Source organism: Pseudomonas sp. NPDC099000 (genome assembly GCF_044759925.1).
Classification (GTDB): Bacteria; Pseudomonadota; Gammaproteobacteria; order Pseudomonadales; family Pseudomonadaceae; genus Aquipseudomonas.
Genome location: NZ_JBIWAF010000026.1, coordinates 26,658 through 51,876 on the forward strand (window position 1 = coordinate 26,658; position 25,219 = coordinate 51,876).

At 57.0% G+C, this 25,219-nt stretch carries 24 protein-coding genes and 2 pseudogenes; 10 read left to right on the forward strand and 16 right to left on the reverse strand.

The genetic code is table 11. The features are described from left to right. Nucleotides 1-24: 24 nt before the first annotated feature. From ACIQV9_RS23555 to ACIQV9_RS23575, 5 genes are all read left to right on the forward strand, one after another. Nucleotides 25-267, forward strand: a complete 243-nt coding sequence (locus ACIQV9_RS23555; RefSeq protein WP_403106574.1) for a hypothetical protein — start codon at nucleotides 25-27, stop codon at nucleotides 265-267. Nucleotides 268-407: 140 nt separating this feature from the next. Beyond that, nucleotides 408-1,463, forward strand: a complete 1,056-nt coding sequence (locus ACIQV9_RS23560) for a polysaccharide biosynthesis/export family protein (protein ID WP_403106684.1) — start codon at nucleotides 408-410, stop codon at nucleotides 1,461-1,463. 14 nt (nucleotides 1,464-1,477) lie between these two features. Beyond that, nucleotides 1,478-2,143, forward strand: coding sequence for a YjbF family lipoprotein (locus ACIQV9_RS23565; RefSeq protein WP_403106578.1), 666 nt, complete (start codon nucleotides 1,478-1,480; stop codon nucleotides 2,141-2,143). A gap of 32 nt (nucleotides 2,144-2,175) precedes the next feature. Next, nucleotides 2,176-2,901, forward strand: coding sequence for a capsule biosynthesis GfcC family protein (locus ACIQV9_RS23570; protein WP_403106687.1), 726 nt, complete (start codon nucleotides 2,176-2,178; stop codon nucleotides 2,899-2,901). Next, a complete protein-coding gene (locus ACIQV9_RS23575; protein ID WP_403106580.1) occupies nucleotides 2,898-4,976 on the forward strand; it encodes a YjbH domain-containing protein in 2,079 nt (692 codons plus the stop codon). Before ACIQV9_RS23570 ends, ACIQV9_RS23575 begins: the two co-directional genes overlap by 4 nt. Nucleotides 4,977-5,276: 300 nt before the next feature. On the opposite strand, the gene ACIQV9_RS23580 is transcribed toward ACIQV9_RS23575, so the two are convergent. From ACIQV9_RS23580 to ACIQV9_RS23595, 4 genes are all read right to left on the reverse strand, one after another. Beyond that, the gene (locus tag ACIQV9_RS23580; protein ID WP_403106582.1) at nucleotides 5,277-6,671 is read right to left on the reverse strand and encodes an undecaprenyl-phosphate glucose phosphotransferase; all 1,395 of its coding nucleotides are present in this window, start codon (nucleotides 6,669-6,671) and stop codon (nucleotides 5,277-5,279) included. Between the two features lie 365 nt (nucleotides 6,672-7,036). Then, nucleotides 7,037-7,720, reverse strand: coding sequence for a transcriptional regulator (locus ACIQV9_RS23585; RefSeq protein ID WP_403106585.1), 684 nt, complete (start codon nucleotides 7,718-7,720; stop codon nucleotides 7,037-7,039). A gap of 31 nt (nucleotides 7,721-7,751) precedes the next feature. Continuing rightward, entirely contained in the window at nucleotides 7,752-8,501 is a 750-nt protein-coding gene (locus ACIQV9_RS23590) for an EAL domain-containing protein (protein ID WP_403106588.1), read from the reverse strand. Nucleotides 8,502-8,529: 28 nt separating this feature from the next. Continuing rightward, nucleotides 8,530-9,270, reverse strand: coding sequence for a winged helix-turn-helix domain-containing protein (locus ACIQV9_RS23595; protein WP_403106591.1), 741 nt, complete (start codon nucleotides 9,268-9,270; stop codon nucleotides 8,530-8,532). A gap of 499 nt (nucleotides 9,271-9,769) precedes the next feature. Here ACIQV9_RS23595 and ACIQV9_RS23600 point away from each other — a divergent pair, with 499 nt between their 5' ends. Continuing rightward, nucleotides 9,770-10,603 (forward strand): undecaprenyl-diphosphate phosphatase, encoded by an 834-nt coding sequence (locus ACIQV9_RS23600; RefSeq protein WP_403106594.1) that lies wholly within the window; start codon nucleotides 9,770-9,772, stop codon nucleotides 10,601-10,603. Nucleotides 10,604-10,656: 53 nt separating this feature from the next. On the opposite strand, the gene dusA is transcribed toward ACIQV9_RS23600, so the two are convergent. From dusA to ACIQV9_RS23650, 10 genes and pseudogenes are all read right to left on the reverse strand, one after another. Then, nucleotides 10,657-11,652, reverse strand: a complete 996-nt coding sequence (gene dusA, locus ACIQV9_RS23605) for a tRNA dihydrouridine(20/20a) synthase DusA (protein WP_403106597.1) — start codon at nucleotides 11,650-11,652, stop codon at nucleotides 10,657-10,659. 283 nt (nucleotides 11,653-11,935) lie between these two features. Continuing rightward, a pseudogene (locus ACIQV9_RS23610) lies at nucleotides 11,936-12,259 on the reverse strand (ArtI protein); the annotation flags it as partial. A gap of 154 nt (nucleotides 12,260-12,413) precedes the next feature. Continuing rightward, nucleotides 12,414-12,683, reverse strand: coding sequence for a heavy-metal-associated domain-containing protein (locus tag ACIQV9_RS23615; RefSeq protein ID WP_403106600.1), 270 nt, complete (start codon nucleotides 12,681-12,683; stop codon nucleotides 12,414-12,416). Between the two features lie 99 nt (nucleotides 12,684-12,782). After that, nucleotides 12,783-13,184 carry a hypothetical protein gene (locus ACIQV9_RS23620; RefSeq protein WP_403106603.1) on the reverse strand — a complete coding sequence of 134 codons (402 nt, stop codon included), beginning with the start codon at nucleotides 13,182-13,184 and terminating at the stop codon, nucleotides 12,783-12,785. Nucleotides 13,185-13,282: 98 nt separating this feature from the next. Continuing rightward, the gene (locus ACIQV9_RS23625; RefSeq protein WP_403106605.1) at nucleotides 13,283-13,675 is read right to left on the reverse strand and encodes a hypothetical protein; all 393 of its coding nucleotides are present in this window, start codon (nucleotides 13,673-13,675) and stop codon (nucleotides 13,283-13,285) included. A gap of 86 nt (nucleotides 13,676-13,761) precedes the next feature. After that, nucleotides 13,762-14,697: a copper homeostasis membrane protein CopD gene (copD, locus tag ACIQV9_RS23630; protein ID WP_403106608.1), complete on the reverse strand. Its 936-nt coding sequence runs from the start codon at nucleotides 14,695-14,697 to the stop codon at nucleotides 13,762-13,764. Between the two features lie 3 nt (nucleotides 14,698-14,700). Continuing rightward, nucleotides 14,701-15,072 (reverse strand): copper homeostasis periplasmic binding protein CopC, encoded by a 372-nt coding sequence (gene copC / locus ACIQV9_RS23635; protein ID WP_403106611.1) that lies wholly within the window; start codon nucleotides 15,070-15,072, stop codon nucleotides 14,701-14,703. 54 nt (nucleotides 15,073-15,126) lie between these two features. Next, nucleotides 15,127-16,014, reverse strand: coding sequence for a copper resistance protein B (locus ACIQV9_RS23640; RefSeq protein WP_403106614.1), 888 nt, complete (start codon nucleotides 16,012-16,014; stop codon nucleotides 15,127-15,129). Nucleotides 16,015-16,024: 10 nt separating this feature from the next. Further along, on the reverse strand, nucleotides 16,025-17,725 hold the full coding sequence (locus tag ACIQV9_RS23645; RefSeq protein WP_403106617.1) for a copper resistance system multicopper oxidase: 1,701 nt from the start codon (nucleotides 17,723-17,725) through the stop codon (nucleotides 16,025-16,027). A gap of 159 nt (nucleotides 17,726-17,884) precedes the next feature. Then, complete coding sequence (locus ACIQV9_RS23650; RefSeq protein ID WP_403106620.1) at nucleotides 17,885-18,589, reverse strand: murein L,D-transpeptidase catalytic domain family protein; 705 nt, start codon at nucleotides 18,587-18,589, stop codon at nucleotides 17,885-17,887. An 81-nt stretch (nucleotides 18,590-18,670) separates the two neighbouring features. Here ACIQV9_RS23650 and ACIQV9_RS23655 point away from each other — a divergent pair, with 81 nt between their 5' ends. Further along, nucleotides 18,671-20,410: a murein L,D-transpeptidase gene (locus ACIQV9_RS23655; RefSeq protein ID WP_403106622.1), complete on the forward strand. Its 1,740-nt coding sequence runs from the start codon at nucleotides 18,671-18,673 to the stop codon at nucleotides 20,408-20,410. A gap of 88 nt (nucleotides 20,411-20,498) precedes the next feature. Here the strand turns inward: ACIQV9_RS23655 and ACIQV9_RS23660 are convergent, their stop codons facing one another. After that, nucleotides 20,499-21,269, reverse strand: a complete 771-nt coding sequence (locus ACIQV9_RS23660; RefSeq protein ID WP_403106625.1) for a LysR substrate-binding domain-containing protein — start codon at nucleotides 21,267-21,269, stop codon at nucleotides 20,499-20,501. Between ACIQV9_RS23660 and ACIQV9_RS23665 the strand changes: the two genes are divergently transcribed. From ACIQV9_RS23665 to ACIQV9_RS23675, 3 genes and pseudogenes are all read left to right on the forward strand, one after another. Continuing rightward, nucleotides 21,213-21,479, forward strand: coding sequence for a hypothetical protein (locus tag ACIQV9_RS23665; protein WP_403106628.1), 267 nt, complete (start codon nucleotides 21,213-21,215; stop codon nucleotides 21,477-21,479). The two genes, ACIQV9_RS23660 and ACIQV9_RS23665, sit on opposite strands and share 57 nt — an antisense overlap. Nucleotides 21,480-21,565: 86 nt before the next feature. Further along, complete coding sequence (locus ACIQV9_RS23670) at nucleotides 21,566-23,137, forward strand: sensor domain-containing diguanylate cyclase (protein WP_403106631.1); 1,572 nt, start codon at nucleotides 21,566-21,568, stop codon at nucleotides 23,135-23,137. Nucleotides 23,138-23,278: 141 nt separating this feature from the next. Then, nucleotides 23,279-23,818 (forward strand): annotated as a pseudogene (locus ACIQV9_RS23675) (DUF1254 domain-containing protein); the annotation flags it as partial. Between the two features lie 688 nt (nucleotides 23,819-24,506). On the opposite strand, the gene ACIQV9_RS23680 reads toward ACIQV9_RS23675, so the two are convergent. Next, on the reverse strand, nucleotides 24,507-25,091 hold the full coding sequence (locus ACIQV9_RS23680; RefSeq protein WP_403106690.1) for a GNAT family N-acetyltransferase: 585 nt from the start codon (nucleotides 25,089-25,091) through the stop codon (nucleotides 24,507-24,509). Nucleotides 25,092-25,219 lie beyond the last annotated feature (128 nt).

Genomic DNA, 25,219 nt, shown 5'->3' on the forward strand with positions numbered 1-25,219 from the left:
AGAACACGCAGGAAGGAGTTTGATATGAAAAAAATGATGGTCATTGCTGTTTTATCGATGATGAGCGGCGGGGTTTTCGCGGTAGAAGTACCTCTTGCTCTGGATACAAAAGTGCTGGGAGATGTAACGGCGGCACAAGCTGCACTGGCCAGCACCGCGCTGGTTTCTGGTGCAGTGGCTGCCTCCAGCAGCGGTGGAAGTTCCAATGGCGGAACAACCGGAAGTACCGGGACTACTGGCACTACCGGGACCACCGGCACGAACTGAGAAATACCGCAGGTGTCACACAAGATTGCCCGGCTAACACTGGGCGATCTTGCTTTGGGTTTGCCCTTGAATAGCGTAGTGCCATTATGATTCGTAGTGTTCCTTTTTTAATGCTGGCAAGTATTGCTTTGCAAGGTTGTATGTTTTCGCCGGGTCAACATATGAGCACCAGCGATATCACTCGCGAAGGCGCCAGCGAAAACAGTCGGGTTGAGCTTATTCCGATTACCCCCAAGCTCATCGCCATGGACAGGGCCACTCAGGTACGTGAGTCATTGCCCCCGGAATTGTTGACCTCGCCGGACGAATACCGCATTGGTAACAACGATGTCTTGTACATCACGGTATGGGATCACCCTGAGTTAACCGCTCCTTCCGGCGCGCAACAGCAGATCGATGCAAACGGTCGTCTTGTTCGTTCCGATGGCACGCTTTACTACCCCTACATCAAAGAAGTACAGGCCGCCGGAAAGACTATTCAGCAACTGCGATCCGACATCGCCGAGAAGTTGTCGACCTTCATCTCGGATCCGCAAGTGGATGTCGCCGTGTTGCGCTTTGCCAGTCAGAAAGTGGTGGTGTCGGGCGCCGTATTGAGAGCTGGCTCTCAAGCGATCTCCACCAACCCGCTCAATGTGATTGAAGCCTTGGGCTCGGCCGGTGTCGACCCGCTGAATGCGGACTTGTCCGGGTTGCTGTTGACGCGAAACGGGCGGGTTTATCCCTTGAATCTCGACGCGCTCAATCAACAGAATGCCGAGTTGCAGAAGGTCTATCTCAGAGGCGGCGACCAGTTGTATTTGCCGTACAACGACAACAAAAAGATCTACGTGATGGGCGAGGTCAATCAGCCGCGCGCGTTGACGTTCAAGACTCGCACCATGAATCTTTCTGACGTCATTGGCTCGGTAGGAGGATTGAACCAGACCACCTCGAACGGCAACGCCGTGTACGTCATTCGGGGCGTGGAAAACCTCGATGTAGAACCCGCCAAAATCTACCAACTGCAAGCCGAATCGCCTTCGGCCATGGCGCTTGCCACTCACTTCGATGTCCGCCCCCAGGACATTGTTTACGTGGGCCCTGCCAACGTTACCCGTTGGAACCGTTTCATCAGTCAATTGGTGCCATCGGCCTCGATTCTCGGCATGGGCGCGGCTGCACAAAACAACTTAAGTGAAGCCAACAGCAGATAAGGTCTGGTCCCACTGTGAGAACGTTGAAAGTTAGCGTCTGCTTGATGGCGGCCTTGCTGTTGTGTGGATGTAATCCACTGATGAGGGCCACGCTGGCGAACTTCAAAGCCGTGGTCACCGGGCCCGACGACCTGGAGTTGACCGCGGCGCAAGTAGCCGAAGTTCAGTATCCCCAACTCAAGCTGACGACCCCTTCCGGCGAAGGGGTGTTGGCGATGGTGCGTCAACGCGGCGACTTGCAGTACTGGGTCGCGTCCGGCAAGCAAGTGCTGTTGATGCGCGACGGCCTGGCGGTGCGCACTGTCGGACTTGGCTTCGAGGGTGACCTGGACGGGACCCGTATCGAAGCGCAATCGCCGTTCAAGCAAGGCCTTCACCGACTGCCCGATGGATACACCAGCCAACGCTGGATCGATCTCTATCGGGGTTACGAAGTGGGTGTTGCCGTGAGCAGTCGCTTCACCCGAAAACCCATGGAAACCCTCAGGATCCTGGACAAGGAATACGCCGTGCTGCGTGTCGATGAGCAGATAGAAGCACCGGCTATTGGCCTGCGCGCGACCAATCATTATTGGGTCGATCCGGATAACGGTTTCATCCTCCAGAGTGAGCAGCAATTGACTGGGCAACTCAGGGTGAAAATCGTGCAGTTGACCTCTGAGCGCAGGGCTGTCCGTTGAAGTTTCCCAAGGTGTTATGGACGTGCCTGTTGATGATCTCCGGTGGCGTGAATGGGGCTGTCAGCGTCAGCGGCGACGTGCGCAATCCGGGGCCGGTCGAGCTGCAACCCGGGGGGCGCGTGCTGGACGTCATTCGTTATGCGCAACCGGATCCTGAAAGCTACTGGCTGGCGGCTGCCTGGCTGCGACAACCATTGATCGAGGAGCAGACTCGGCTCAAAGCCGGGGTCTTGTTCGATTTGAAGGTGCTGCAACGCACCGCATTGCTCTTTGATCGCCCCAGCCGGGCGGCATTGGCGTTGCAGTTGTACGAGCGAGTCAGTCGCATGCCGGTCACCGGGCGCCAGGTGGCTGTGCTGGACCCGATCGCGGTAGAGGTCGGGTTCGCTCGCAACTTTCGCCTCGATGACGGCGACAGCCTGATCTACCCGACGCGTTCCGAGGAGGTTGAAGTGCTGGGCGCTGTCGCCGAACCCTGCCGACTCGCCTATCGCCCGCTGCAAGAGGCGCGGGATTACCTGCAAGGGTGTTCACCGCTGGCCGATGCCGAGGCCGATTACCTCTGGATCGTTCAGCCCGATGGCATCACACGCCGGGTCGGGATCGCGCCGTGGAATCGCGAAAGCGGGCAGGTGCCAGCCGCGGGCAGCAAAATCCTGGTCCCTGTCAAAACCGATGATCTTAATCCGCCTATACCTGAACTGAATCAGCAGTTGGCCGAATTTCTTGCCACGCAACTGGCTGAGGTGGTTCCTTGAATTTACGTTTTGCTGCAGTGCTGTTGTTGCCGTGTGGTTTGGCTCACGCAGAGCCGCGATTGACTCAGAATGATTTCGGCGGCGTGGGCTTGATGCAAACGCCGACCGCCCGAATGGCCCCGGCCGGCGAGTTGAGTGTGAATGCCAGTCGAACCGATCCCTATACCCGTTACAGCGTTTCATTGCAGCCGTTCGAATGGCTGGAAGGCTCGTTTCGCTATACCGCGATCACCAACCGCAGGTATGGCCCCGAGTCGTTGAGTGGCGACCAGAGTTATAAAGACAAGGCCGTGGACCTCAAGGTACGCCTTTGGCAAGAAAGCCACTGGGCGCCTGAACTGGCCCTGGGCTTTCGCGACATCGGCGGTACCGGCCTGTTCTCCAGCGAATTCCTGGTCGCCAACAAACGCTATGACGACTTTGATTTCAGCGCGGGTATTGCCTGGGGATACATCGGCAATCGAGGCGATTTCGACAACCCGTTGGGTTGGGCGGCTGATCGCTTCAACACCCGGCCAGACGGCGAGGGCACCGGTGACGTCAACACCAATGCCTATTTCCGTGGGCGACCTTCATTGTTTGGCGGTGTCACCTACCAGACACCGTGGGAGCCGCTCAGCCTGAAGCTCGAGTACGAAGGCAACGATTACAAAAACGAGCCGAAAGACAACGCCATCAAACAAGACTCGCCCATCAACATCGGCGCTGTGTTCAAGCTGACCGATTCGGTCGATCTCAGCGCGGGTTGGGAGCGCGGCAATACCGCGATGTTCGGCATCACCCTGCACACCAACTTCGTCAGCCGCAAGGCGCCGGCCAAGACTTACGATCCGCCAGCGGAGCGTCTGCCGACACAGGCACCCGCCACACCGCCGGATCAGGTCAACTGGGCCAACGTATCGCAACGCTTGCAGAAAAATGCGGGCTATAAAGTCGAGCGCATCACTCAGCGCGGCCCCGAGTTATTTGTGTACGGCGAGCAGACGAATTATTTCCATTCGGCAAAAGCCGTCGGCCGTGCCAGCCGGATTCTGGACAACAGCGTCAACGACGATATCGACTGGTTCACCCTGGTGAACAAGCGTTACGACATGCCGTTGGAAGAAACCAGCGTGCCTCGCGAGACCTTTCGCGAAGTGGTTAACAACGAGGAACCGCTGCAAACCTTGCACCGCACGACCGAGGTCAACGGGGCGATGCCGCACACCGAGACCACGCTCTATACCGCGAAGCGCGATCCCTTCAACTACGGTATCGGCCTGGGCTACAAACAGAACGTCGGTGGCCCTGACGGTTTGCTCTATCAATTGAGTGCCGATGCGGACGCCGAATATCGCTTCACGCGCAACACCTGGTGGAGCGGCCTGCTCAGCGCCAACCTGGTGAATAACTACGATAACTTTACCTACGACGCGCCGAGTGGCTTGCCCCGGGTGCGGACGGACCTGCGCAAGTACCTCACGACCTCTGACGTCACCATGCCCACGTTCCAGCTCACCCATGCCGAGCAGTTGGATAAAGACCTGTACGGCATGGTCTACGGCGGCTATCTGGAGTCGATGTTTGCCGGTGTGGGCGGTGAGGTGCTGTTCCGTCCTGCGGGCCAGCGTTGGTCGGTGGGTGCAGACCTGAACTACGTGCGTCAGCGCGAGTTCAACCAGGGCTTTGGCCTGCGGGATTACTCGACCGTGACCGGCCACATCACCGGCTATACCGACTTGCCTTTCGATACCCAGGCAGCCGTCAGTGTCGGCCGTTACCTGGCGCGTGATTGGGGCGCCACGATCGACCTGTCACGGGAGTTTCGCAATGGTGTGCGATTCGGTGCCTGGGCCACGCTGACCACCGCGACAAAAGCGGAGTACGGTGAAGGCAGTTTCGACAAGGGTATCTACATCTCCATTCCTTTCGACGAACTGATGAGCATGTCGACCATGCGTCGCGCCAATATCGTCTGGTCGCCGCTGACCCGGGACGGTGGTGCACGGCTCAATCGCAGCTACTGGCTGCACTCGATGACCGATAGCCGTGACAGCGACTTGTTCTACCGTAACTTCGACAAGATCACTGAGTGAAAGCGGGCGATCTGCAGGGCAATTAGCGCTGCAGATCGCGTCGCGGTCGACCGGAAGGGGACTACCTGGAAGGGCTTTTAGTGAACACCATCCTGCGCAGGGTTCTCTGCGTTATCCCGATGCACTTGCAACGATAAGCCGGGGGCTGACATGGTCCCCTGGTGCGACTGCGTTTCCTGTTGGCAGGTTTCCCAAGGGTGTTGGTGAATGCTCTTGAGTAGGTATCAGGGCTCAATTGACGCCCATGAAAAAGGGGACTTGCGTCCCCTTGTCATTTTGCGGTGCCTGATGTTCAAGCCATCAATAAATGTCTTTTGACAGCAAGGTGAAGGGTGTCTTCACCAGGATCTTCAGATCCAGCCACAACGACCAGTTGTTGATGTACTTGAGGTCTATCTCCACACGCTTTTGCATTTTGTCGATGGTGTCGGTCTCGCCGCGGCAACCGTTGATTTGAGCCAGTCCGGTAATCCCCGGTTTGATTCGGTGACGAGCCATGTAAGCGAGAATTTTCCCGGAGTAGTAATCATTGTGCGCAACGGCGTGGGGACGTGGCCCGACCAGGGCCATATGGCCTTGCAGCACATTGATCAACTGCGGCAGTTCATCGAGGGAAGTGCGGCGGATAAAGCGTCCAACCGGAGTGATCCGCGAATCGTTTCGGCTGGCCTGCTTGACCTCAAGATCATCGTGCACGCGCATCGAGCGAAACTTCCAGACCTGGATCACCTTGCCATTCCAACCGTGACGGTCCTGTTTGAAGAACACCGGGCCTGGGGAATTGAGTTTAACGGCCAAGGCAATCAGCAACAGCAGTGGGCTTAGAAGGACAATGGCCAACAGCGCCACGCTCTTTTCCAGCAGGCTTTTACTCAGTGCGGCGGTCGGCTGGCTGGTCAACGGGCTTTCATTCAAGTAGATCGCCGGCAAGCCGTCCACGACCCTTACCGAGTGATTGAGCAGCGTCAGGCTGTTCAAGTCCGGCACCCAGACCACGTCGACGTTGGCACCCAGCAAATCGATATACATGGCTTCGATTTTTGCTGCTTCACTGAGCGGCATCGTGATGTACAACCGTCTGATGTCATGGGCCTTGATCAACTGCAGCAGCTGCTCCTGCGGGCCTACGATCGGCGGCGAACCCATCGCCAGGGGGAGTGTGGTGTCCGTGCTGACCAACCCCACCAGCGGGAAGTGTTCAAGGCTACGCAGCTTCCTGGCGAGTCCCAGCGCCAACTCACCCGTACCGACGATCAGAGTTTTATGCTCGCTTTGAAGTGAGCGTTGATAGTATTGCGAGAAACCGTGCAGCGGAACGTACAACAGTGCCTGCCCGAGGTAACCGCAGGCTGCCCATACCAGGATCAGTTGACGGGAAAACAGTTCATCAGCCTTGCAGATGAACGCCACACAGGCCAATGCCGCCAGGGTCATTGTCCAGCCCATCAACAAACGTCCCAATCCCTCGAGGTAGTTATCCTTCTTCGCATAGACGCCACACCATGTATAGGCGGGCACCGAGGCAAGTACAGCAAGAATTGCGCACACTCGATAATAGAACTCTACCGTTCCGGTCTGGTAATAAACCAATAGAAACAACAGGGCAACAACAAAGCCCTGACCCAGTGCCCATTGTCCCCAAAAGGTCAATCCTTTGAGGTGGGTATTTCGATTGATACGAAGATTGTTAACCATGCGATATCCCCAAAATACGTCCATTCGCGTGTCGACAGACAAGAGCCAAGTTGATGTAACAAACATTATTGTTTTTATAAGAGGGCAAAACATTGACGGTCGAAACGCCACTGTGCGGCGCGCTCGTCAGTGAATAGATTAATTTATTGGGCTGAAAGCTGTCTGACGACTTTTAACGAGTGGTTGTTTTATCTGGCGATTATAGTGAGGAGGCGAGGTGTTAGAAAAAGTCGTTAATGTAAGTTGATTCAAGGGGCGGTGAGGGCGGGGTTTATCTGAGGGGGGGGCGGGAGGCGCTGGAGGGTGGAATCGTGGGGTGCTTTTGTTATTTTTGTATGCACTACCATCGTGGTCATTTCATTGGCTCAGGTGAGGCTTTTTCCTCGTATGATTTTTTGAATCAGGCAATAGCCACGATTTCTGACTGCTCGGAAAAGACGTTCGCCATTACTGGCATTTTTAAACTTTTCCTGTAGCCGGCTCAGGCACATTTCCAAACCTCGATAATGTTCGGGTTCTCTGCCAATGCTCCGAATAAGGTCATCTTTGCTGACTACCCGGTCATCATGGTGCAGCATCTTTTTTACCAGTGTGGCTTCAAGACCAGTCAAGACAATTTCGACATCATCTTTAATCAAAGCGCCATTGACATTGTTCAGTCGCCAGGCTTCGGAATAAGGATAGTGTGGTCTGGCCGGTACATTGGAGAGGGAATCCCGCGTGCTGTCTTCATCTGCACGAGGGGAGAGGTTATTGGAACGCGTGTCGGACTGGGCCGCTCGCCACTCGGATTCGAATGTCGAGAGTATGCGCTGTGTATCATGTCTGATAACAGGAGGGACAATCCTGTCCAGGTGAGGGGAAATAAACTCCATTAGTTTTGGGGCGGAAGAGGGTAGGGCAACACCTTCGACAAACATCTTTGCCTGTGGCGTACCGAATGAGTTATAGCGCTCGCTCGATAGTAGTGCCTCAAGCTCAAGTTGTAATGCCGGACTATGAGTAACGACGACAAAATATTTTCTGGGGAGGGGTGTACTGCTTTCCATGTCTCTCTCCTGAAGGGACTCACTCGGTTTTTTAGTTTAATAGGGTGTCGGCAGGGGAGTAATGGCTCCCTTGAAAGTAATCAAATGGCAACGCGCGTGCCAGTATATGGCTAGCAGCATGCTCGACTCGGTCGGCTATAAAGGCGACTTTGGTGGTGTGAGTCAGCATGGTCATGCGTTCGTGGAGTCGATTGAATAAATCGGGGTTGCCCGTCAGTTTAAGGCTCAAGTCTAGGGCTGAAAGGGGGATCTTTATATAGTCGAAAAGATTCAGAGTTGTAAATATTTCGATACTTTCATCATCGATGTTATAGCCATCGAACGCGATCTCTACGCCGTGATCTTTCAACAGATATACGTTGTTTAGGATTTTCTTTTTATCAATAAAGCTGACCGCTGAAAGGGGTAACTCATTGAAAGCGATAACCAGTGTCTGGCCAAAATCGCGCAGGGCGTCGCTGGACTGTATCAATTCTTCCGTGAGTGCTGAATCGGAGAGGTCTGATTGTCCGACGCAGACAAATCTCCGACTTAAGTATTTGTTTTTAATGGATATATTATGGTCTTTTAGCGAAAAGGCAATCAGCCGGGTCTGCATGAGCACTTCACTGTAAATGCCGTTCATCTCTTGCGGTGCAGCAAAGGATGCATGAGCTTGACTGTCGTCAAACTGAATTCTGATTTCGCTGCCAAATGGGCAGTCGTCACGAGAGAGGATCAATTGTCGAGACAGATAATGACTCGCACGATAGATGTGTGGCGCGCTCATCGTTGCGTTCATAATGCAATAACTCCCTGCATATTTATCATCAGGCGGTCGAGATCAGACCCCTGATAAGACGATATCCATGCCCACGAATACTTTGAATGGCGTTGGTGCCATACATGCCTTTTATCTTTCCGCGAAGGCGGCTGATAGATTTTTCCAAGGCTCTTGGGTCATAAAAAGTTATATTCAGACCCATGATTCTGGCGATTTCATCATGGCTCAATATTTGGTTTCTTGTTTCGGAAAATGCTTCAAGAATTTTCATTTCCGGAAACGATACATCCAGCTTTTTATAGTCTCCAATCAGGCACATACGAGTCGGGTCCAAGAGCAAATTGTGCTGCTTGTGCCATTCTGCGCTACTAAAAAACTCGGAAAGTACGTCCGGGTTATCTTCAGGAAACGTACTGAATTTAATGCAATGGTCGGCGCCGGCAAGATAGTATTTCATCTTGTTGTAGGTGCCTTTGCCGGTGATGGCTACAAAGATAATAAGGGCCTGGTTATCGGCACGCATATTTTCCACCACAGCGATGCTTTCATCAAACGCCTGAGGGCTGTCAATAACAATGAATACTGCACGGTATGAATGGGAGTCCTTATTTTTTCTAAACAAGTTGTTGTAACACATCGTATCAACGGGTATATCATGCGCTACATAACTTGCAACTAATGTCCTGAAACCCTCAGCTAAACTATGGGTCCGCCCAATGGTGAGAATACCTGTCGCCTCCATTGAGTGGCTGTGGCTGGTATTCGTTAATTTCCCTGTAAGCATCATGCTTTGACTCGGCTGGGTGCTGACATTTGGATGTTAAAGCACCAATTCTCATTTGTGACTGACAATTGGTAACATTTCCCGGGTTTTCAAGCAGGCGTCACAATTTTTTTAACATTGTTGGCCAATCTGGCGAGATCCTTTGTACCTCTGATGCTTGGCATGCACGGTGGCAAATGAGCATCATTGTGCCATCTTTTCGCACAATGTCCCGCTTTTCCAGTTCAATAAGCCTGGATGGGTGGCTGAAGCTGCCGTAGTTGGATTTTTAATGAAGGCTTATGAGTTGCCAGAACCAGGCTGTTTTAAGTGCTGGTTTAAGTATGTCTTTAGTTTGGAACTAGCTGATATTTCTTGTTATATAACGTCCTGGTTGATGATGGCAGTCATGGACATTTATTAACGTTGAGTTTTAATGCAGGGCTGAATGCGTTTTACTGGCTCGTTGGCGATAAAGCTGGAAGTTCGCCAGCAGATTTGCTTTTGTGGATGAGGGGGATTAATGGATTTTTGGACTACCATAACGGTACTGATTTTAGGCATGGTGGAAGGGCTGACAGAGTTTTTGCCCATATCAAGTACAGGGCACCAGATCATTGTCGCGGACCTGCTCGACTTCGGCGGTGAGCGAGCGATGGCCTTCAACATCATCATTCAATTGGGTGCCATCCTCGCCGTGGTATGGGAGTTTCGGCGCAAGATCCTCGAGATCGTCACAGGCCTGCCAACCCAACGCAATGCGCAACGTTTTACCTTGAACTTATTGATCGGTTTTATGCCGGCCGTTGTCTTGGGCGTATTGTTCGCCGATAAGATTCATGAGTATCTGTTCAACCCAATCACCGTGGCGATGGCATTGGTTGTGGGCGGCATCATCATGTTGTGGGCTGAGCAGCGGGAACATGTGGTGTATGTCGACCATGTCGACGACATGCGCTGGTCCGACGCGTTAAAGGTCGGTTTCGCTCAATGCCTGGCGATGATACCGGGCACCTCACGCTCTGGATCGACCATTATCGGTGGGTTGCTGTTCGGACTGTCGCGCAAGGCGGCCACCGAGTTCTCGTTCTTCCTGGCCATGCCAACCATGGTCGGTGCCGCCGTCTACTCAGGCTACAAGTATGGGGATGTGTTCCAGGCCGGCGACCTGCCAGTCTTCGCCTTGGGCTTCGTCACCGCGTTCTTTTTTGCCATGATCGCGGTGCGCGGATTGCTCAAGTTTATCGCCAGCCACAGCTACGCCACATTCGCCTGGTACCGAATTGCATTCGGTCTGGTGATCCTGGCCACATGGGCATTCGGTTGGGTTAACTGGACTGAAGCAGCAGCGCTCTGACACTTGAACCAGGCTGCGGACCCACCAGCCTGGTATTTAAAAGTTAAAACGGATTAACGCCCTTCAAGCAACTCAGCCGCCTGATCCAGCAACGCCAAAGGCTCTTTAGCCTTGTGGATATCCACCGACAACAACTGCCGAAACTTGCGCGCCCCCGGGAACCCGGTGCCCAGCCCCAGCACATGCCGGGTGATATGGTGCATCGAACCGCCCGCATCAATATGCGCCGCTATATAAGGCCGCAACTGCGCCAGCGCCTCCGCCCGGCTGATCACCGGCGCCGTGCTGCCAAACAACTGCTGATCCACCTCGGCCATCACATAAGGATTGTGATAAGCCTCACGGCCCAGCATCACACCGTCAAACGTCTGCAAATGCGCATGACAGGCCTCCAGCGTCTTGATCCCGCCGTTAAGCACAATCTCCAACTCCGGAAAATCCGCCTTCAACCGCGCCGCCACGTCATAACGCAGGGGCGGAATGTCACGGTTCTCCTTCGGCGACAACCCCTCCAGAATCGCGATCCGCGCATGCACCGTAAAACTCGTGCACCCCGCATCTCGAACCGTCCCGACGAAATCAACCAACTCCTCGTAACTGTCCCGCCCATTAATCCCGATCCGATGCTTCACCGTCACCGGAATCGACACCGCATCCCGCATCGCCTTCACACAATCCGCCACCAACTGCGGATGCCCCATCAGGCACGCGCCGATCATATTGTTCTGCACCCGATCACTCGGACAGCCTACATTCAGATTCACCTCGTCGTAACCGTGGTCCTGGGCCATGCGGGCGCAGGCGGCCAGGTCCAACGGAACACTGCCGCCGAGTTGCAGGGCGAGCGGGTGTTCGGCTTCGTTGTGACGGAGGAAACGGTCGTGATCGCCGTTGAGGAGCGCGCCGGTGGTGACCATTTCGGTGTAGAGGAGGGCGTTTTTCGATAATAGGCGTAGGAAAAAACGGCAGTGGCGATCGGTCCAATCCATCATCGGGGCGACGGAGAAGCGGCGGGAGAGCGGGGCGGGTGTGGCGGTGATTGGGGGCATCGGGGCGTCTGGAAATAGGTGGGGCGAAGGGCGGGAGTTTATCAGGAATGGGCCTGGCGGGGGCAGGCGAGTCTTGTTTCTCAGAAAGCGTGGGCAAAGAATTCGGCAGTCGTGTAGGACACGACTCTTTTGAACGTTTGTCTGGCGCAATACCCTTTTTTTGCATCCAAAAAACCGCAGTAGCTGAACCCATCCGGTCACCCAGCCAAGTTACCGCGAGTGCTGAATGGGCGACTGCTTCGCTGCCGGACGCAGGTTGCTACATGGAGCGTCTGCGTGGCGGTTATTTGGGGGAGGGCGTTGCGATCCATTGGCTCAGGACTTTCTGGTAGTTGCCGGTCACCTTGGCGAGGTGCAGCCATTGGTCGACGTATAACTTCCAGGTCATGTCGTCGCGGGGCAGCAAGTAGGCCTTCTCACCGTATTGCATGAACTGGCTCGGGTTAACCGCGCACAACCCGGGTTTAAGTTTCTGCTGATTCAGCGCTTCCGACGCGTCCGTAATCATCACATCGGCCTTCTTATCCAACCGTTCCTGAAAGATGATTACGTTGTCGTGAAGGCTCAATTGCGCCTTGGGCAAAAACGCGTGAACAAACGCTTCGTTGGGCTTTTATGACGGTGGGTTTGAAGAAAATGGAGTGTAGTGAAACAGTTTCTCGGCTGCTATCCACGACGAAAATGGGCGCTCATTGTGGGAACGCCCATTTTTGTATTTGCAATATGCGGTCTGGCCTCGATGTCATCCTGACCGTTCGGATTCAGTGACAGCAGCAACTGGAACCGCCGCACCCCGACTTTTTCTTGATGCTGTCGGTGCTTTCTCCCGTCAACACGCTTGCCGGATACCCTGCCTCATTCAGTGCCGATAACAGGACATTGCTGTCGGTTTCCCCGGTCACTTTGACTCGGCCGGACGGCAGATCGACAGTCACTTCACCAACCCCGGCCAGTGGCTGCAACGCCGCGTTGACGTGTTTGACGCAGCTGCCGCAGCTCATGCCTTCGACTTGCAGTTCAGTACTGTTCATTGCGAGAACCTCTTTTACTGTGAGTGGCAGGTGGTGTGATGACATCAATCGATGGTTGACCTTGCCACGATGGCAAGGTCAAGCGCTTCTTTCAGGCGGTTACTGCGCCATCGGCATCTTCATCATGCTCGACTGCTGATCCATCATTTTCATCATCATGCCCATCATCTGTTCTGAGTGGTCCTTGTCGCCGGACATGCCTTTGCCCATGCCCATGCCTTCGCAGTGTTTGTGCATCATGCCCATGCTGTCCTTCATCGTGGTCATGCCTTCCTGCATGGCGAGCTGGCGTTCGGCCGGGGTTTTGGCGGTGGCCATTTTTTCGTGGGCCGTTTGCATTTTTTGCATCTGTTCGCTCATGGCCTTGTTCTGTTCAGGCTGGGCTTGGGTGGTGGCCGGTGCGGTGGTTGGTGTATCGGGGTGATGTTCGTCGGCGGCCAGGGCAACCAATGGGTTGCTGATGAGCAGTGCGGCAACGAGTGATTTAAGGTGCTTGTGCATGGCAATCTCCAGGGAATCAGGTACGTGCAGGAAACTGGCCGCGCTACAGAGGCGCAGCCAAAACGTGCGGCCGGAGATCCGGCACGCGCAGGCGGGTTTTAATCGTTGAAACGAACGAAGCGCAGGCGGGCGGGTGGTCTGGGCGGCGCTGGACGGTGTAGGGCGAGGAACGCGAACGGCGTCGGGGAGTGGGCACTCAGAAACACGATGGGCAACAGAAGCAGGGCGGCCCAAAGGGCGTGTTCGAAGGTGGGCAGGGTCAGTGTAGGGCTCAACGCGTTGGCGCTGTTTTCGCAGTATTGCAGGCAGCCGCTGGCATGCTGCTCATGGCTGTCGTGATGGCCAGCGCTGCTGGTATTTTCATGGGCGGCGGTCAGATCGTGGGGAGGCAGGCTCAGACAGCCCTGGCTCGCCGCTACCGCAATGGCCAATAACCACAGGGCGAGCACTTGGCGGATCAGCAGCGGTAGATGGGTGCGGAGCCCGTTCATGTCGTGTACCCGGTCTGAGGGTTGTCTTGAGCTTAGCCCCGTGTAGGGGGCCATCCTTGATCTATATCAAGTGGCACTCCTTTACGTTACTCCGCGCCCATTTCCAACGCTGGACTCAACGTCCCCAACCAGGCCACCAGCGCCATGATCAACACAGCCGCCGCCAACTCAACGACAACGCTGCGTCGCAGTGCATTCGCCGCCACCTGAAATTGCCCCTTGCGCAACGCCCGCTGCAAAACCGGCCCAAGGTGAAACCGGTTCAACGCGGCGAGCATCAGCATCCCCGCAAACAAGGTGATTTTGATAAACAGCAAAATCCCGTAGGTGCTTAGAAATACTTCGTCAAGCTTCAGCCCGACGATGAAGAGATAGTTCACAACACCCGTGACGGTGATGACGACCACAATCAACGCGCCCACCGATTCAAACCGTGTCACCACGCGGGCCAGCAACCGGATGCGCTCTTCGGTTTGCAGAACATTGGCTTTCGCCATCAACGCAAACGCCACCAGCGCTCCCAGCCACACTCCCGCAGCCAGCAAATGCAGGATGTCGGTAGTGAAATGCCAGACACGGCGCAAGCCTTCATCCATCGCCCCATGTCCGTTCCAGGCAAGAGAAGCGAGGGCGATACCGCCAGCTATCGCCGCGACCAGCAAGCCAAAGCCAGGGGTACGCTGGTTTAGCATCACCGCAAATCCGCCAACAACCAGTGCGACCATACGCACGACCCAGGCCAGGCCCACATCCGTTTCCAACACCATCATCTCGATGTGTGGACGCAACTCGGCAAAGTCCGTTTCACCGCTCATGGCGCTCGCCATCACCACCATGCTAGCTAAAGACAACAGCACCCCAAGCGCCGCCGTCCCCGTCAGCATCAACCGAAATGGCAGCACAGCGCCCGATACGCGCTCCCGCCCTTTAAGGCTGTACAACCCAAACAGCGGCAAGCCCAACAGCAGCATCAAATCCACATACAAGCCAAACCGCAGAGCAATGCCGATCGTGTCGATCATTAATCACTTCACTTTGAACGTAACGTTACCGGTAATCGGGTGAGTGTCCGAAGACACCGCGCGCCATTCGACTTTGTAGGTGCCGATGGGCAGTGGCGAGAGTGGGGTGATGACCATGGTTTTCGGGTCGCTGCCGCCGGAGACTTTGGCTTTCATCGGCATGGGGGCGTGGGCCATGCCGGGCATTTCGGTCATGACCAGTTTCGCGCCGGAAAACTGGGTCATGAGGTTTTCGGAAAAGTGCAGTTCGATTTTCGCGGGTGCTGCGCCATCTGCGCCTTCAGCGGGGGTGGAGGACAGCAGTTTCGGATGGGCTTGAGCAAATGCGCTCATCAGCAGCCCCAGAGCAACAACGGTGGTTTTGATCATGCGCATGCGAGGCCTCTTACCGCTTTAAGCGGTTGGTTTTTGGTGTTTGAGTTGAAGCGTTTAAAACCACAGCCGAACGCCGAGGACCAGGCGCGCTTCGCTGCGATCCTCACCCTCATCGTTAGCGTAGTCGGCGGTTTTGCCGTAGGTGCGATTCCAGGTCACGCCGATATAGGGCGCGAATTCCCGGCGGATTTCGTAGCGCAGTCGCAGGCCGGCCTCGGTGTTGGATAACCCGGAACCGATACCCCGTTGCGGGTCATTTTTGCCGTAGAAGTTGAGTTCGGCGGTCGGCTGCAGAATCAGCCGATTGGTCAGCAGGATGTCGTAGTCGCCTTCCAGTCGTACAGCGGTTTGGCCACCTTCACCGATGAAGGCCGTGGCTTCGGTTTCAAAGTTATACAGCGCCATGCCTTGCACGCCGAACGCGGCCCAGGTTTGTGGGTTGCCGGGTTTGAAGTCCTGGCGCACGCCGCTCACCACGTCCCACCACGGGGAGATCGCGTGGCCCCACAGGGCCTGGATTTCGGCGTGCTCGGTCTTGCCGTTAGTGCGTTCGCCTTCGGAACGCAGCCACAGACGGTCGATGTCACCGCCGATCCAGCCTGATAAATCCCAGGCCAGGGCACTGCCGTCGTCCGCGTCCTGCCATTCGAGTTTGTCGGCGAGGAAGTAATAGTTGAGTGCGGTGTCATGCACGCCGTGGCCGGTCGGGCTGGCGTACACGGCGGCGCGGTCGGCATCGGTCAGCGCCGGGATCGGCGTGCGGCTTTCGGTCGGCGCGGCGGGCTGCATCTGGCCGTCATCCATGCTTTGCATCTGGCTGTGGTCCATGCCGGTCATCTGGCTATGGTCCATGCCCTGCATGTCGTCAGTGGCGGCCATTGCCGAAGAAAGCGTCAGGCCCGCGGTCACGAGCGCTAAAGAGATTGGAGTAAATCTGGTCATGGGATGCGCCTCATTCTTCCACGCGAACTTCACGGAACATGCCCATTTCCATGTGGTACAGGAGATGGCAGTGATAGGCCCAGCGGCCGAGCGCATCGGCGGTGACTCGATAGCTGCGCCGGGTGCCCGGCGGCATGTCGATGGTGTGTTTGCGCACCATGAACTCGCCGTTCTCGTCTTCGAGGTCGCTCCACATGCCGTGCAGGTGGATGGGGTGAGTCATCATCGTGTCGTTGACCAGCACCACTCGGACCCGCTCGCCGTACTTGAGGCGCAGCGGCTCGGCGTCGGAGAATTTCACGCCGTTGAACGACCAGGCGAATTTCTCCATGTGGCCGGTGAGGTGCAGCTCAATCGTGCGGCCGGGTTCGCGGCCGTCCGGGTCTTCGAAGGTGCTGCGCAGGTCGGAGTAGGTCAGGACTCGGCGCCCGTTGTTGCGCAGGCCCAGTCCGGGATCGTCGAGCTTGGGCGAGGTGGTCATGGCTTGCATGTCCACCAGCGGGTTGTCTTTTTCGGTGTCCGGATGAGATTGCATGCCGGCCATGCTGCTGTGATCCATGCCCGCCATATCGCCCATGCTGCCGTGGTCCATCCCGCCCATGCCCATGTCATCCATGGTCACCAACGGTCGAGGGGCCAGCGCAGGGATCGGCGCGGACAAACCAGACGTCGTTGTCAGCGTGCCCCGTGCAAACCCCGTGCGATCCATCGATTGCGCGAACAGTGTGTAAGCCGCTTCGGTCGGCTCGACAATCACGTCAAACGTCTCTGCCACTGCGATGCGAAACTCGTCGACGCTTACCGGTTTGATATGCAGGCCGTCGGCTGCGACCACCGTCATTTTCAGCCCGGGAATGCGCACGTCGAAGTAGCTCATGGCGGAGCCATTGATAAACCGCAGCCGCAGCTTCTCGCCGGGGCGGAATACACCGGTCCAGTTCATGTCCGGTGCCTGGCCGTTCATCAGGTAGGTGTAAGTGGCGCCGCTGACGTCGGCGATGTCCGTGGGGTTCATTTTCATCTCGGCCCACATCGTTCGATCCGCGACCGTGGACCCCCAACCTTTTTCGCTGACGTCGTGGATGAAATCACCCACGGTGCGTTTGTTGTAGTTGTAGTAATCCGACTGCTTTTTCAGAGTCTTCATCAGGTCGACGGCGTCTTCGTCGGTCCAGTCGGTCAGCATCACCACGTAATCGCGGTCGTACTGGAACGGCTCTGGCTCCTTCGCGTCGATGACCAACGGGCCGTAAACGCCGGACTGTTCCTGAAAGCCCGAATGGCTGTGATACCAGTAAGTGCCGTTCTGCCGGACTTTGAACTGGTAGACGTACACGCCGCCCGGTTCGATGCCGTGAAAACTCAGGCCCGGTACGCCGTCCATGTTGGCCGGCAGCAAGATGCCGTGCCAGTGAATGGACGTGTCGACCTTGAGTTTGTTCCTCACCCGCAACGTCACCGTATCGCCTTCGCGCCAGCGCAGCAGTGGGCCGGGAATGCCACCGTTGATGGCCATGGCGGTGCGCGGGTTGCCGGTAATGTTGACCGGGGTTTCGCCGATCGACAGATCGAAGTCGGTGCCCGCCAACACCTGAGGTTCACCAGGGCTGGTGATTGCCCAGACTGGCGTGCGCCATAAGCCGAGGCCGCCAAGCAGCCCGCCCGCGGCGAGCCCTTTCACGAAGGTGCGTCTTGTAGTGTTGGAATGCATGCCGTTGTGTTCCCCGTCGGTCAGCTTGGAGCTAGCTTGACGACTAGGCTAACGAGCGGTGCCTTTCAGAAGGCTGAGGCCAGGATTACAGTTTTGACAGTTTCGCCGGTGTAGGCGCGGTGCAGCAGGAGAGAGGCGCCACTGAGCGGGCGCCTTTTCTTAAAGGTGTTTTTTGGGCCCGGCTGTATCTGCCACGGTGCCGCTGCCACAATTGATATACGAAGAAGACTTCAGCCAGCGTTGATCTGGATAATAAGAAAACAACAACTGCCCATCTTTCATCGAATCAATCAGCCGGCGAGCAACCGCCGGTCTGACCGCCGGACACCCGAGGCTTCTGCCAATCCGCCCGTTCGCACGGGCCAGGACCGGACTCACATAAGGCGCCCCGTGAATCACGATGGCCCGGTCAAACGCGTTGTCATTGAAACCCGGTTCCAGGCCTTCCATGCGCAGCGAGTAACCGTTCTGCCCGACATAACTTGACTGTGTACGGTACAAGCCGAGACTGGTAGCGAAGCTTTCGTTCTGATTGGAAAAGTTGACCGCCATGTTCTCGCCGCTGTTGCGTCCATGGGCGACCAGTTCATGAAACAGCAACTTGCGCTTCTTTAAATCGAACACCCAGAGGCGCTGTTCGGTCGAAGGCAGGGAATAATCGATGACCGCAAGTCTTTGGACAGGTGCTTTGCCTTGAGCAATGCGGCATTGCGAGGCGCGAACGGCGAGGTTGATGACGTTGGCGTTAGCTTTCGGGGCCGCTTTGATGAGGGCGGCCGCGAGCGAATCGGCGTAGGCTGACGGTACGGACATTGCAGTCAGTAGCAGGGCCGAGAGTAGATAGCCAAAACGTAGTGGCGCCATATAGATGTCTCATCATGTTAAGTTCGAGTCTAGCAGGGCGTTGCGAGCCGGGCGTTGAATGCGGGGGATTAAGGATTATTCATGGTGCTTTTAACAAGGTTATTCGTCATAAGCCGCGTATTTTTTATGGGCTTTCTGATAAACGGCACGGCACTCGCGGAAACGTCGTCGATTGAGCCGCTAAATGCGCCTAGCTCCATGATCGAGGCCGCAGTGGACGATAACGTCGGTCAAGCGATCCAGGCCTCGCTTGAGCCGCTGAAAACCGCATTTCCGCCGTTGCTCACTGGACCGCGCCACCGGCGAGTGGATGTCAGCCGTCTGGTCATGGATTTTTATACGCATCGTGCCTTTCGCGCGGCGTGGACGAATGACAGCGATGTTGCGCAATTGATTGCCAGCCTGAAGGCGACTGAGGCCGATGGCTTGACCCCGGCGGATTTTCATATTGATGAATTGATCCGGTCGCAGGCCACTATGCAGACGACACCAGTCACACCCGAGCAGCGGGCAGCTTTTGATTTGGCGACCACGCACACTTTTGTCACCGCGCTGCTGCAATTGCGGCGGGGCAAGGTTGACCCTTCGCGGCTCGACATTCACTGGAATTTTGATTCGAATGGCGTCGATCCACGGGACGACGTCAATGCTTTCTTCGCGGCGCTCGACAATCACGATGTGGCGAAGGCTTTTGCTCAGGCGCCGCCGCAAGAAGCGGTGTACGTCGGTTTGCGTCAGGCCCTGGCACAACTGCGCGGCATTCGGGACCGAGGCGGTTGGTCGAAAGTGGTTGTCGACCATTCGCTCAAACCTGGCATGGACGAACCAGCGGTCGCGCAGTTGCGCGCGAGGATGGTCGCGGCCGGTTTTCTCGATCCGCGATTGATCCATGGCACCAAGTACGACGGTGCCGTCACCGCAGCGGTGAAAAAGTATCAAAACGAGCAATACCTTGGCGCGGACGGCATGGCAGGGGCGACCACACTGGCGGCGCTGAACGTGCCCGTTGACGCGCGCATTGATCAGGTACGAGTGAACATGGAGCGCGCTCGCTGGCTGCTCTACAAACTCCAGGGTACGTTCGTCATCGTCGATATCGCCGGCTACAAAGTGGCGATGTACCGCGATGGCCTGCCGATCTGGCGATCCCGGGTGCAGGTCGGTAAAACGGCTCGCAATACGCCAATCTTCCAGGCGCAGATTACCTACATCACGTTTAACCCGACCTGGACCGTACCGCCGACGATCCTTAAGGAAGATATGTTGCCGAAGGTTCAGAGCGATCCCGGATACCTCGCTGCCAACCACATTCGAGTGCTGGATCGCGAAGGCAATGTGCTCGATCCGTCGACCGTCGACTGGACCAACCCGCGCGGCCTCACCCTGCGCCAGGACGCCGGGCCTGAAAGCTCCCTCGGCCAGGTGGTGATCCGCTTTCCCAACGACTATGCGATTTACCTCCACGACACACCGCATCGCGAGTTGTTTGCCAAAACCATCCGCGCGACCAGCTCGGGCTGCATTCGGGTAGAGAATCCGCTGCAGCTTGTGGAGTTGTTGTTCAACGACCCGGTCCGGTGGAACAGCGAAGGTATTCAAAAGCAGTTGGCCAACGGCAAGACCGAGAACATTCGGCTTCCGGTGAAAGTGCCGGTGTTGCTGGCGTACTGGACCGTGGATTTAGGCAGTGACGGGCGAGTGGCGTTCAAGCCTGATGTGTATGGCTACGATGCGCCGGTGTTGCGGGCGCTGAACCGGCCTTCGCCGATGCCTGTGCTGGACTTACATGCGGCGACGGCCTCGGCGAGAACTGGACAGTAGGAAGGTGGACTCAAATATACACGTCCGCCCCCTTACAACAGTTCGAGCCCTTCCTGCACCGCCATCAGAAGGTTTTGCTCGGTCAGTGCTACCGCATCCGCTTGCTCGCCAACTCCCCCCGCAAAAACTTCACCAGATCCCGCTGCAACCCTGTCAATGCGCCCTCGCGGCTTATCAACGCCAGCTCCGTCGGCGGCAACTCCGGCAAATCGGTGCACACGCTGTGTTCCGGCAAAACCGCCGAAGCTGGCAGCACGGACACCCCCAGCCCCGAAGCCACCGCCGCCTGAATCCCGGTCAAACTATGGCTGCCAAACGCAACACGCCAAGGGCGCTGTGCCACATCCAGCAAACGGATCGCCCGCTGTCGATAAATGCATCCCTGCGGGAACAACGCCAATGGCAACACGCCGTTGGCCGAGTCCACCCCCGCACCTTTGACCCACACCAATACTTCCGGCCACGCCGCCCAGCACGGTCCGCTGTCCGGTTCGCGTTTGACCAGGGCGATGTCGATCTCACCCGATGCGAGTTTCTGCTTCAGATCCGTGCTCATGCCGCTGACGGTTTCCAGCCGGGCTTGCGGGCGGGCGCGATTGAAGCCGGCGAGGATCAGCGCCATGCGCCGCGCATCAAAGTCCTCCGGTACGCCGATGCGCAAGATCTCCAGATCCAGATCGCTGGCCAGCGCTTCAACGGCTTCAGAGGACAGGGCCAGCAAGCGTCGGGCGTAGTGAATCAGCAGTTCGCCATGCTCGGTGACGTTGACGTTCTGGCCGGTGCGGTCACGCAGGAGCAGGGGATGGCCGACCAACTCTGCGTTGAAGCCGATCGCCTCATCGAGGTCTACGACCGGCATGAACATCGGCTGGAGCAGATTCCGCCGCATCGCTCGTTTCGCCAACTGAGCACGCTCGGGTTGCAACTCGCCCTGGAGGAGTTGGGGTTGGCGAGCTTGTCCGAAGACAGTCAGCGCCTGGCCGGGGCCATCCCGCGGATGCCGCCTTTCCCTGAGGTGATCGAGACACTCGAGAAACTCAAGGCGATGCGGCGGCTATCCAAAGGATAATTGCCCCTCACCCCCGCGTAGACTAAGCTCACAAAAAATAAGGGCTTTGGGCCTTTGCCCATGCCTTGCCCTTACAGGACGAGCTTTTGCCTATCCTCACTCAAGACCCGCAGCAAATCCCGGGCGGCGCTTTGAAACGGTTATCTCTGCTCAAGGCCGCGGTGCTGTTTATCGCGACGGTGTGCCTGTGTCTCTGTGGTCTGCTTTATCTGCAACTGGAGCAATCGCGGCGCCACACGCTGAACGTGGCGCAAGTCGCGTCTTCGAACCTGGCTCGCGCCATGGCACAGCAGGCCGAAGACACCTTCATGAAAGCCGATCTGGTGTTGACCAGTCTGGTGGACTGGATTCAGGTCGATGGCTACGGCGCGGCACAAAAACCACGCTTGCAGAAAACCTTCGCCCGGCGGGTGCAGGCACTGGGTCAATTGCACGGGATCTTTCTGTTCGACAAACAAGGGCAGTGGGTCGTGACTTCGTTCGATGATTTGACCCGCGGTCCGGGCGTGTCGGATCGAGAGTACTTCACGTTCCACCAGCAGAACGCATCCACCCTCGCGCACATCGGGCCGGCGCTTCGCAGTCGGGAGAATGGCGAGTGGATCATTCCGGTGTCCAAACGGGTGAACGACAAGAACGGCAACTTCCAGGGCGTGGTGTTGGCCGGAATCAAAATGGCCTACTTCGATCAGTTCTTCAAAAGCTTCAGCATCGATGACAACGGCTCGATGTTTTTGGCGTTGACCGATGGCACGTTGCTGGCGCGCAGGCCGTTTGTGGAATCGCAGATCGGCACATCCCTGGCCAAAGGCGAAATCTTTCAGAAGCACTTGCCCAACGCGCCTGCCGGCAACGCGATGATCAGTTCGGTGGTCGATGGCGTTGTGCGATTGTATGGCTACCGGCAACTCGACGCCTATCCGCTAGTGGTCTCGGCGGCATCGTCCAGGGATTCGATTCTCAAGGAGTGGTACGGCACCGCGGTTCAGTCCTGCGTCATCGTTGCCCTGGTGGTGTTGGGTGTGGGCCTGTTCGGTTGGGTGTTCGTTCGCCAGGTGCGCGTCGGCGTGCGGGTCGAGGCCGATTTGCGCAAGGCCAAGGAAGCACTGAAGCTGATCGCAACCCACGACAGCCTTACGGGCCTGGCCAATCGTCGACTGTTCGAGCAGGCGCTGGACATCGAGTTTGGCCGAGGCGCCCGGCAGTCGAGTTCGCTGAGCCTGATCATGCTCGATATCGATTACTTCAAACGCTACAACGATGCTTACGGCCACGTGGCAGGGGACCACTGCCTGGCTGAAGTGGCGCGGGCAATCAAGAGTTGCTGTCACCGCAAAGCCGATCTGGCGGTGCGTTATGGCGGTGAGGAGTTTGCGGTGTTGCTGCCTGACACCGACCTTCATGGCGCGCTGGTGATTGCCGAACAGATCCGCCGCAGCGTCATGGACAAGAACATCACCCACAGCGGTTCACCCACGGGTTACGTGACGGTCAGTCTTGGCTGTTACGCGTTTGTGCCGACCGGGCGCGACAGCATCGAAGTGTTCATCGAGCGAGCGGATGCGGCGTTGTATCAGGCCAAGCACTCGGGTCGAAACCGTGCGGCTGTATTGTCGCTGGAGGGCGGCGTGGAGGCGTTGATGCGCTCCGATCGTTGAGACAGTTGTGCCGTTGTTTCAGTGCTGAAACAGTCGCTCGTCCGTCTGTCTACCTGTCAGATCCGTCTGATTTGATAGTCTAGAGTTCCGGTAGCCCTGTCGAACCCGGCAGGTCTCCCCATAGCACGGACGATCGCCAAAATGTTGATACCTCAAGCATTGACAGCCGTTGCTCTAACCCTCGCAGCCTGCGCCGTCTTTCCGCTGGTCAGTCAGGCTCAATCGAAAGTTACGCCGCAAGAAACCAACGCCTTTGTGACTGTGCCGCAGTACCCGTCTGAAGATTTCAAAGCCGTGGTGCATTCGAACGTCGACACGTTGTATTCGATCGCCTGGCTCGATTTAACCAAAGAGCCGCTGGTGATTACCGCGCCGGATACCGCCGGGCGTTTTTACGTGTTGCCAATGCTCGACATGTGGAGCGATGTGTTCGCCTCGCCGGGTGGATATGCGACGGGCACACCGTCCAGTGAGTTTCTGGTGACGCCTCCGGGATGGACCGGAACGCTGCCGGCAGGGCTGAATCATTTGCCGGCGCCCACGCCCTTCGTCTGGGTCATCGGTCGCACCGAGGTCAGCGGGGCGGTGGACTATGCGACGGTGAACAGGATTCAGGCTGGCTACACCGTGACGCCGTTGTCGCAGATCGGCAAAAGAACCGAGCCGGTCGACCCGGAGATTGCAATCCACGCTGGTGTGGTCACGGCGGGTCGATGAGCGCCGACACCATGGCGGTCCGTGGCAACTACGTTAAGAACACTGAATAGAAAGGATCCGACGATTTCCCGTCATTGGCCGCTCCTGCGCGTCCAGCTGCCCGTCCCGCCTCCTGCTCCGCCGGTGCCCCCACCGGCAGCGCCCGTGCCACCGCCCGCACCCGAGCCGCTGGCCCCGGCATTGCCACCATTGCCCTCTCTCGATGAACCGTATCCGCCTTGGCCCCGGTCAGGGGTATATCGACCTGAGGGTTGGTCGGGATAGTTGTTGGGCGCCATGATTGAGCCGCCGCTAGACCAGGTCCTGGTCTCGGTCGCGTCAGCGTTATCGCCGGAGGCTGCGAAAGTGGTGCCTATTGCTGCGGTCAGCAAACCGAGCAACAACAGCGTGGTGATCTTGATGTTCATCAGCGCACGTCTCCAAAGATGAGTCGTTACTTGCTGATGGTGTGACGGGGAGGGCGGTGGGTGGTGGCGGGATGACGAATGGTCGAAGCGTTGATCTTAGGGTTGGTGCGCCGATCACTGAAAGTGCGTGCAACAAATATCACTGTGGGAGCGAGCCTGCTCGCGATAGCGTCCGTCCAGCCGATTCATGGGGGGCAGGACTACCGCAATCGCGAGCAGGCTCGCTCCTACAGTGGCTTAAGGTGTCAGCGAAGGCTGTATTCAGTCAGTTTCTTCTCAAGATTCTCCCGCACCAACGGCCACTCCTCATCAATGATGCTGAACCGCACCGAGTTGCGTTTGCGGCCATCCGGCATGATCCGCTCGTGGCGCACGATGCCTTCCTGTTGCGCGCCGAGCCGCAAGATCGCGTTGCGTGACTTCTGGTTGTTTTCATCGGTGGTGAATTGCACCCGCACGCAGTCCAGCACGCAGAAGGCGTAACGCAGCATCAGGTATTTGGCCTCCGTGTTGACGAACGTTTTCTGCCAGCGTGCAGAGATCCAGCTGCTGCCGATTTCGAGTTTGCGGTTGAGGCGGTCGATTTTCCAGAAGCGCGTCGAACCAATGACCTCGCCGGTTTCCTTGAGCACGATGACGAAGGGCAGGACCGTTCCCGCCTCGCGCCCGTCGAGGGCTTTCTTCAAGTAGCTGTCGACGGTGGTCGGGGAGGGCACGACGGTGACCGTCAAGTTCCACAGTTCGCCATCTCGCGCGGCATTCACCAGTGCATCGGCATCGCTGGGTTGCAGGGCGCGCAGGGTGATTCGTTGACCGTCCAGGGTGTCCATGAGCGAGAGGTTCTCGGTATAAAAAGGTTCGCGGGTGATGCGCGCCATTACAGGGGAGCGGCCGTCGGTTGGCAATAGTCGTGGCGCGATGACCGGCCTTGGCTGCTATGGTCAATGGACGCAGGTAA

Bases quoted from the DNA above. Each gene is read 5' to 3' on its own strand.
- ACIQV9_RS23555 (WP_403106574.1), top strand. From the start codon at position 25: ATGAAAAAAATGATGGTCATTGCTGTTTTATCGATGATGAGCGGCGGG.
- ACIQV9_RS23560 (WP_403106684.1), top strand. From the start codon at position 408: ATGTTTTCGCCGGGTCAACATATGAGCACCAGCGATATCACTCGCGAA.
- ACIQV9_RS23570 (WP_403106687.1), top strand. From the start codon at position 2,176: ATGATCTCCGGTGGCGTGAATGGGGCTGTCAGCGTCAGCGGCGACGTG.
- ACIQV9_RS23580 (WP_403106582.1), bottom strand. From the start codon at position 6,671: ATGGTTAACAATCTTCGTATCAATCGAAATACCCACCTCAAAGGATTG.
- ACIQV9_RS23585 (WP_403106585.1), bottom strand. From the start codon at position 7,720: ATGGAAAGCAGTACACCCCTCCCCAGAAAATATTTTGTCGTCGTTACT.
- ACIQV9_RS23590 (WP_403106588.1), bottom strand. From the start codon at position 8,501: ATGAACGCAACGATGAGCGCGCCACACATCTATCGTGCGAGTCATTAT.
- ACIQV9_RS23595 (WP_403106591.1), bottom strand. From the start codon at position 9,270: ATGATGCTTACAGGGAAATTAACGAATACCAGCCACAGCCACTCAATG.
- ACIQV9_RS23600 (WP_403106594.1), top strand. From the start codon at position 9,770: ATGGATTTTTGGACTACCATAACGGTACTGATTTTAGGCATGGTGGAA.
- dusA (WP_403106597.1), bottom strand. From the start codon at position 11,652: ATGCCCCCAATCACCGCCACACCCGCCCCGCTCTCCCGCCGCTTCTCC.
- ACIQV9_RS23615 (WP_403106600.1), bottom strand. From the start codon at position 12,683: ATGAACAGTACTGAACTGCAAGTCGAAGGCATGAGCTGCGGCAGCTGC.
- ACIQV9_RS23620 (WP_403106603.1), bottom strand. From the start codon at position 13,184: ATGCACAAGCACCTTAAATCACTCGTTGCCGCACTGCTCATCAGCAAC.
- ACIQV9_RS23625 (WP_403106605.1), bottom strand. From the start codon at position 13,675: ATGAACGGGCTCCGCACCCATCTACCGCTGCTGATCCGCCAAGTGCTC.
- copD (WP_403106608.1), bottom strand. From the start codon at position 14,697: ATGATCGACACGATCGGCATTGCTCTGCGGTTTGGCTTGTATGTGGAT.
- copC (WP_403106611.1), bottom strand. From the start codon at position 15,072: ATGCGCATGATCAAAACCACCGTTGTTGCTCTGGGGCTGCTGATGAGC.
- ACIQV9_RS23640 (WP_403106614.1), bottom strand. From the start codon at position 16,014: ATGACCAGATTTACTCCAATCTCTTTAGCGCTCGTGACCGCGGGCCTG.
- ACIQV9_RS23645 (WP_403106617.1), bottom strand. From the start codon at position 17,725: ATGCATTCCAACACTACAAGACGCACCTTCGTGAAAGGGCTCGCCGCG.
- ACIQV9_RS23650 (WP_403106620.1), bottom strand. From the start codon at position 18,589: ATGGCGCCACTACGTTTTGGCTATCTACTCTCGGCCCTGCTACTGACT.
- ACIQV9_RS23655 (WP_403106622.1), top strand. From the start codon at position 18,671: ATGGTGCTTTTAACAAGGTTATTCGTCATAAGCCGCGTATTTTTTATG.
- ACIQV9_RS23665 (WP_403106628.1), top strand. From the start codon at position 21,213: ATGGCCGACCAACTCTGCGTTGAAGCCGATCGCCTCATCGAGGTCTAC.
- ACIQV9_RS23660 (WP_403106625.1), bottom strand. From the start codon at position 21,269: ATGCCGGTCGTAGACCTCGATGAGGCGATCGGCTTCAACGCAGAGTTG.
- ACIQV9_RS23680 (WP_403106690.1), bottom strand. From the start codon at position 25,091: ATGGACACCCTGGACGGTCAACGAATCACCCTGCGCGCCCTGCAACCC.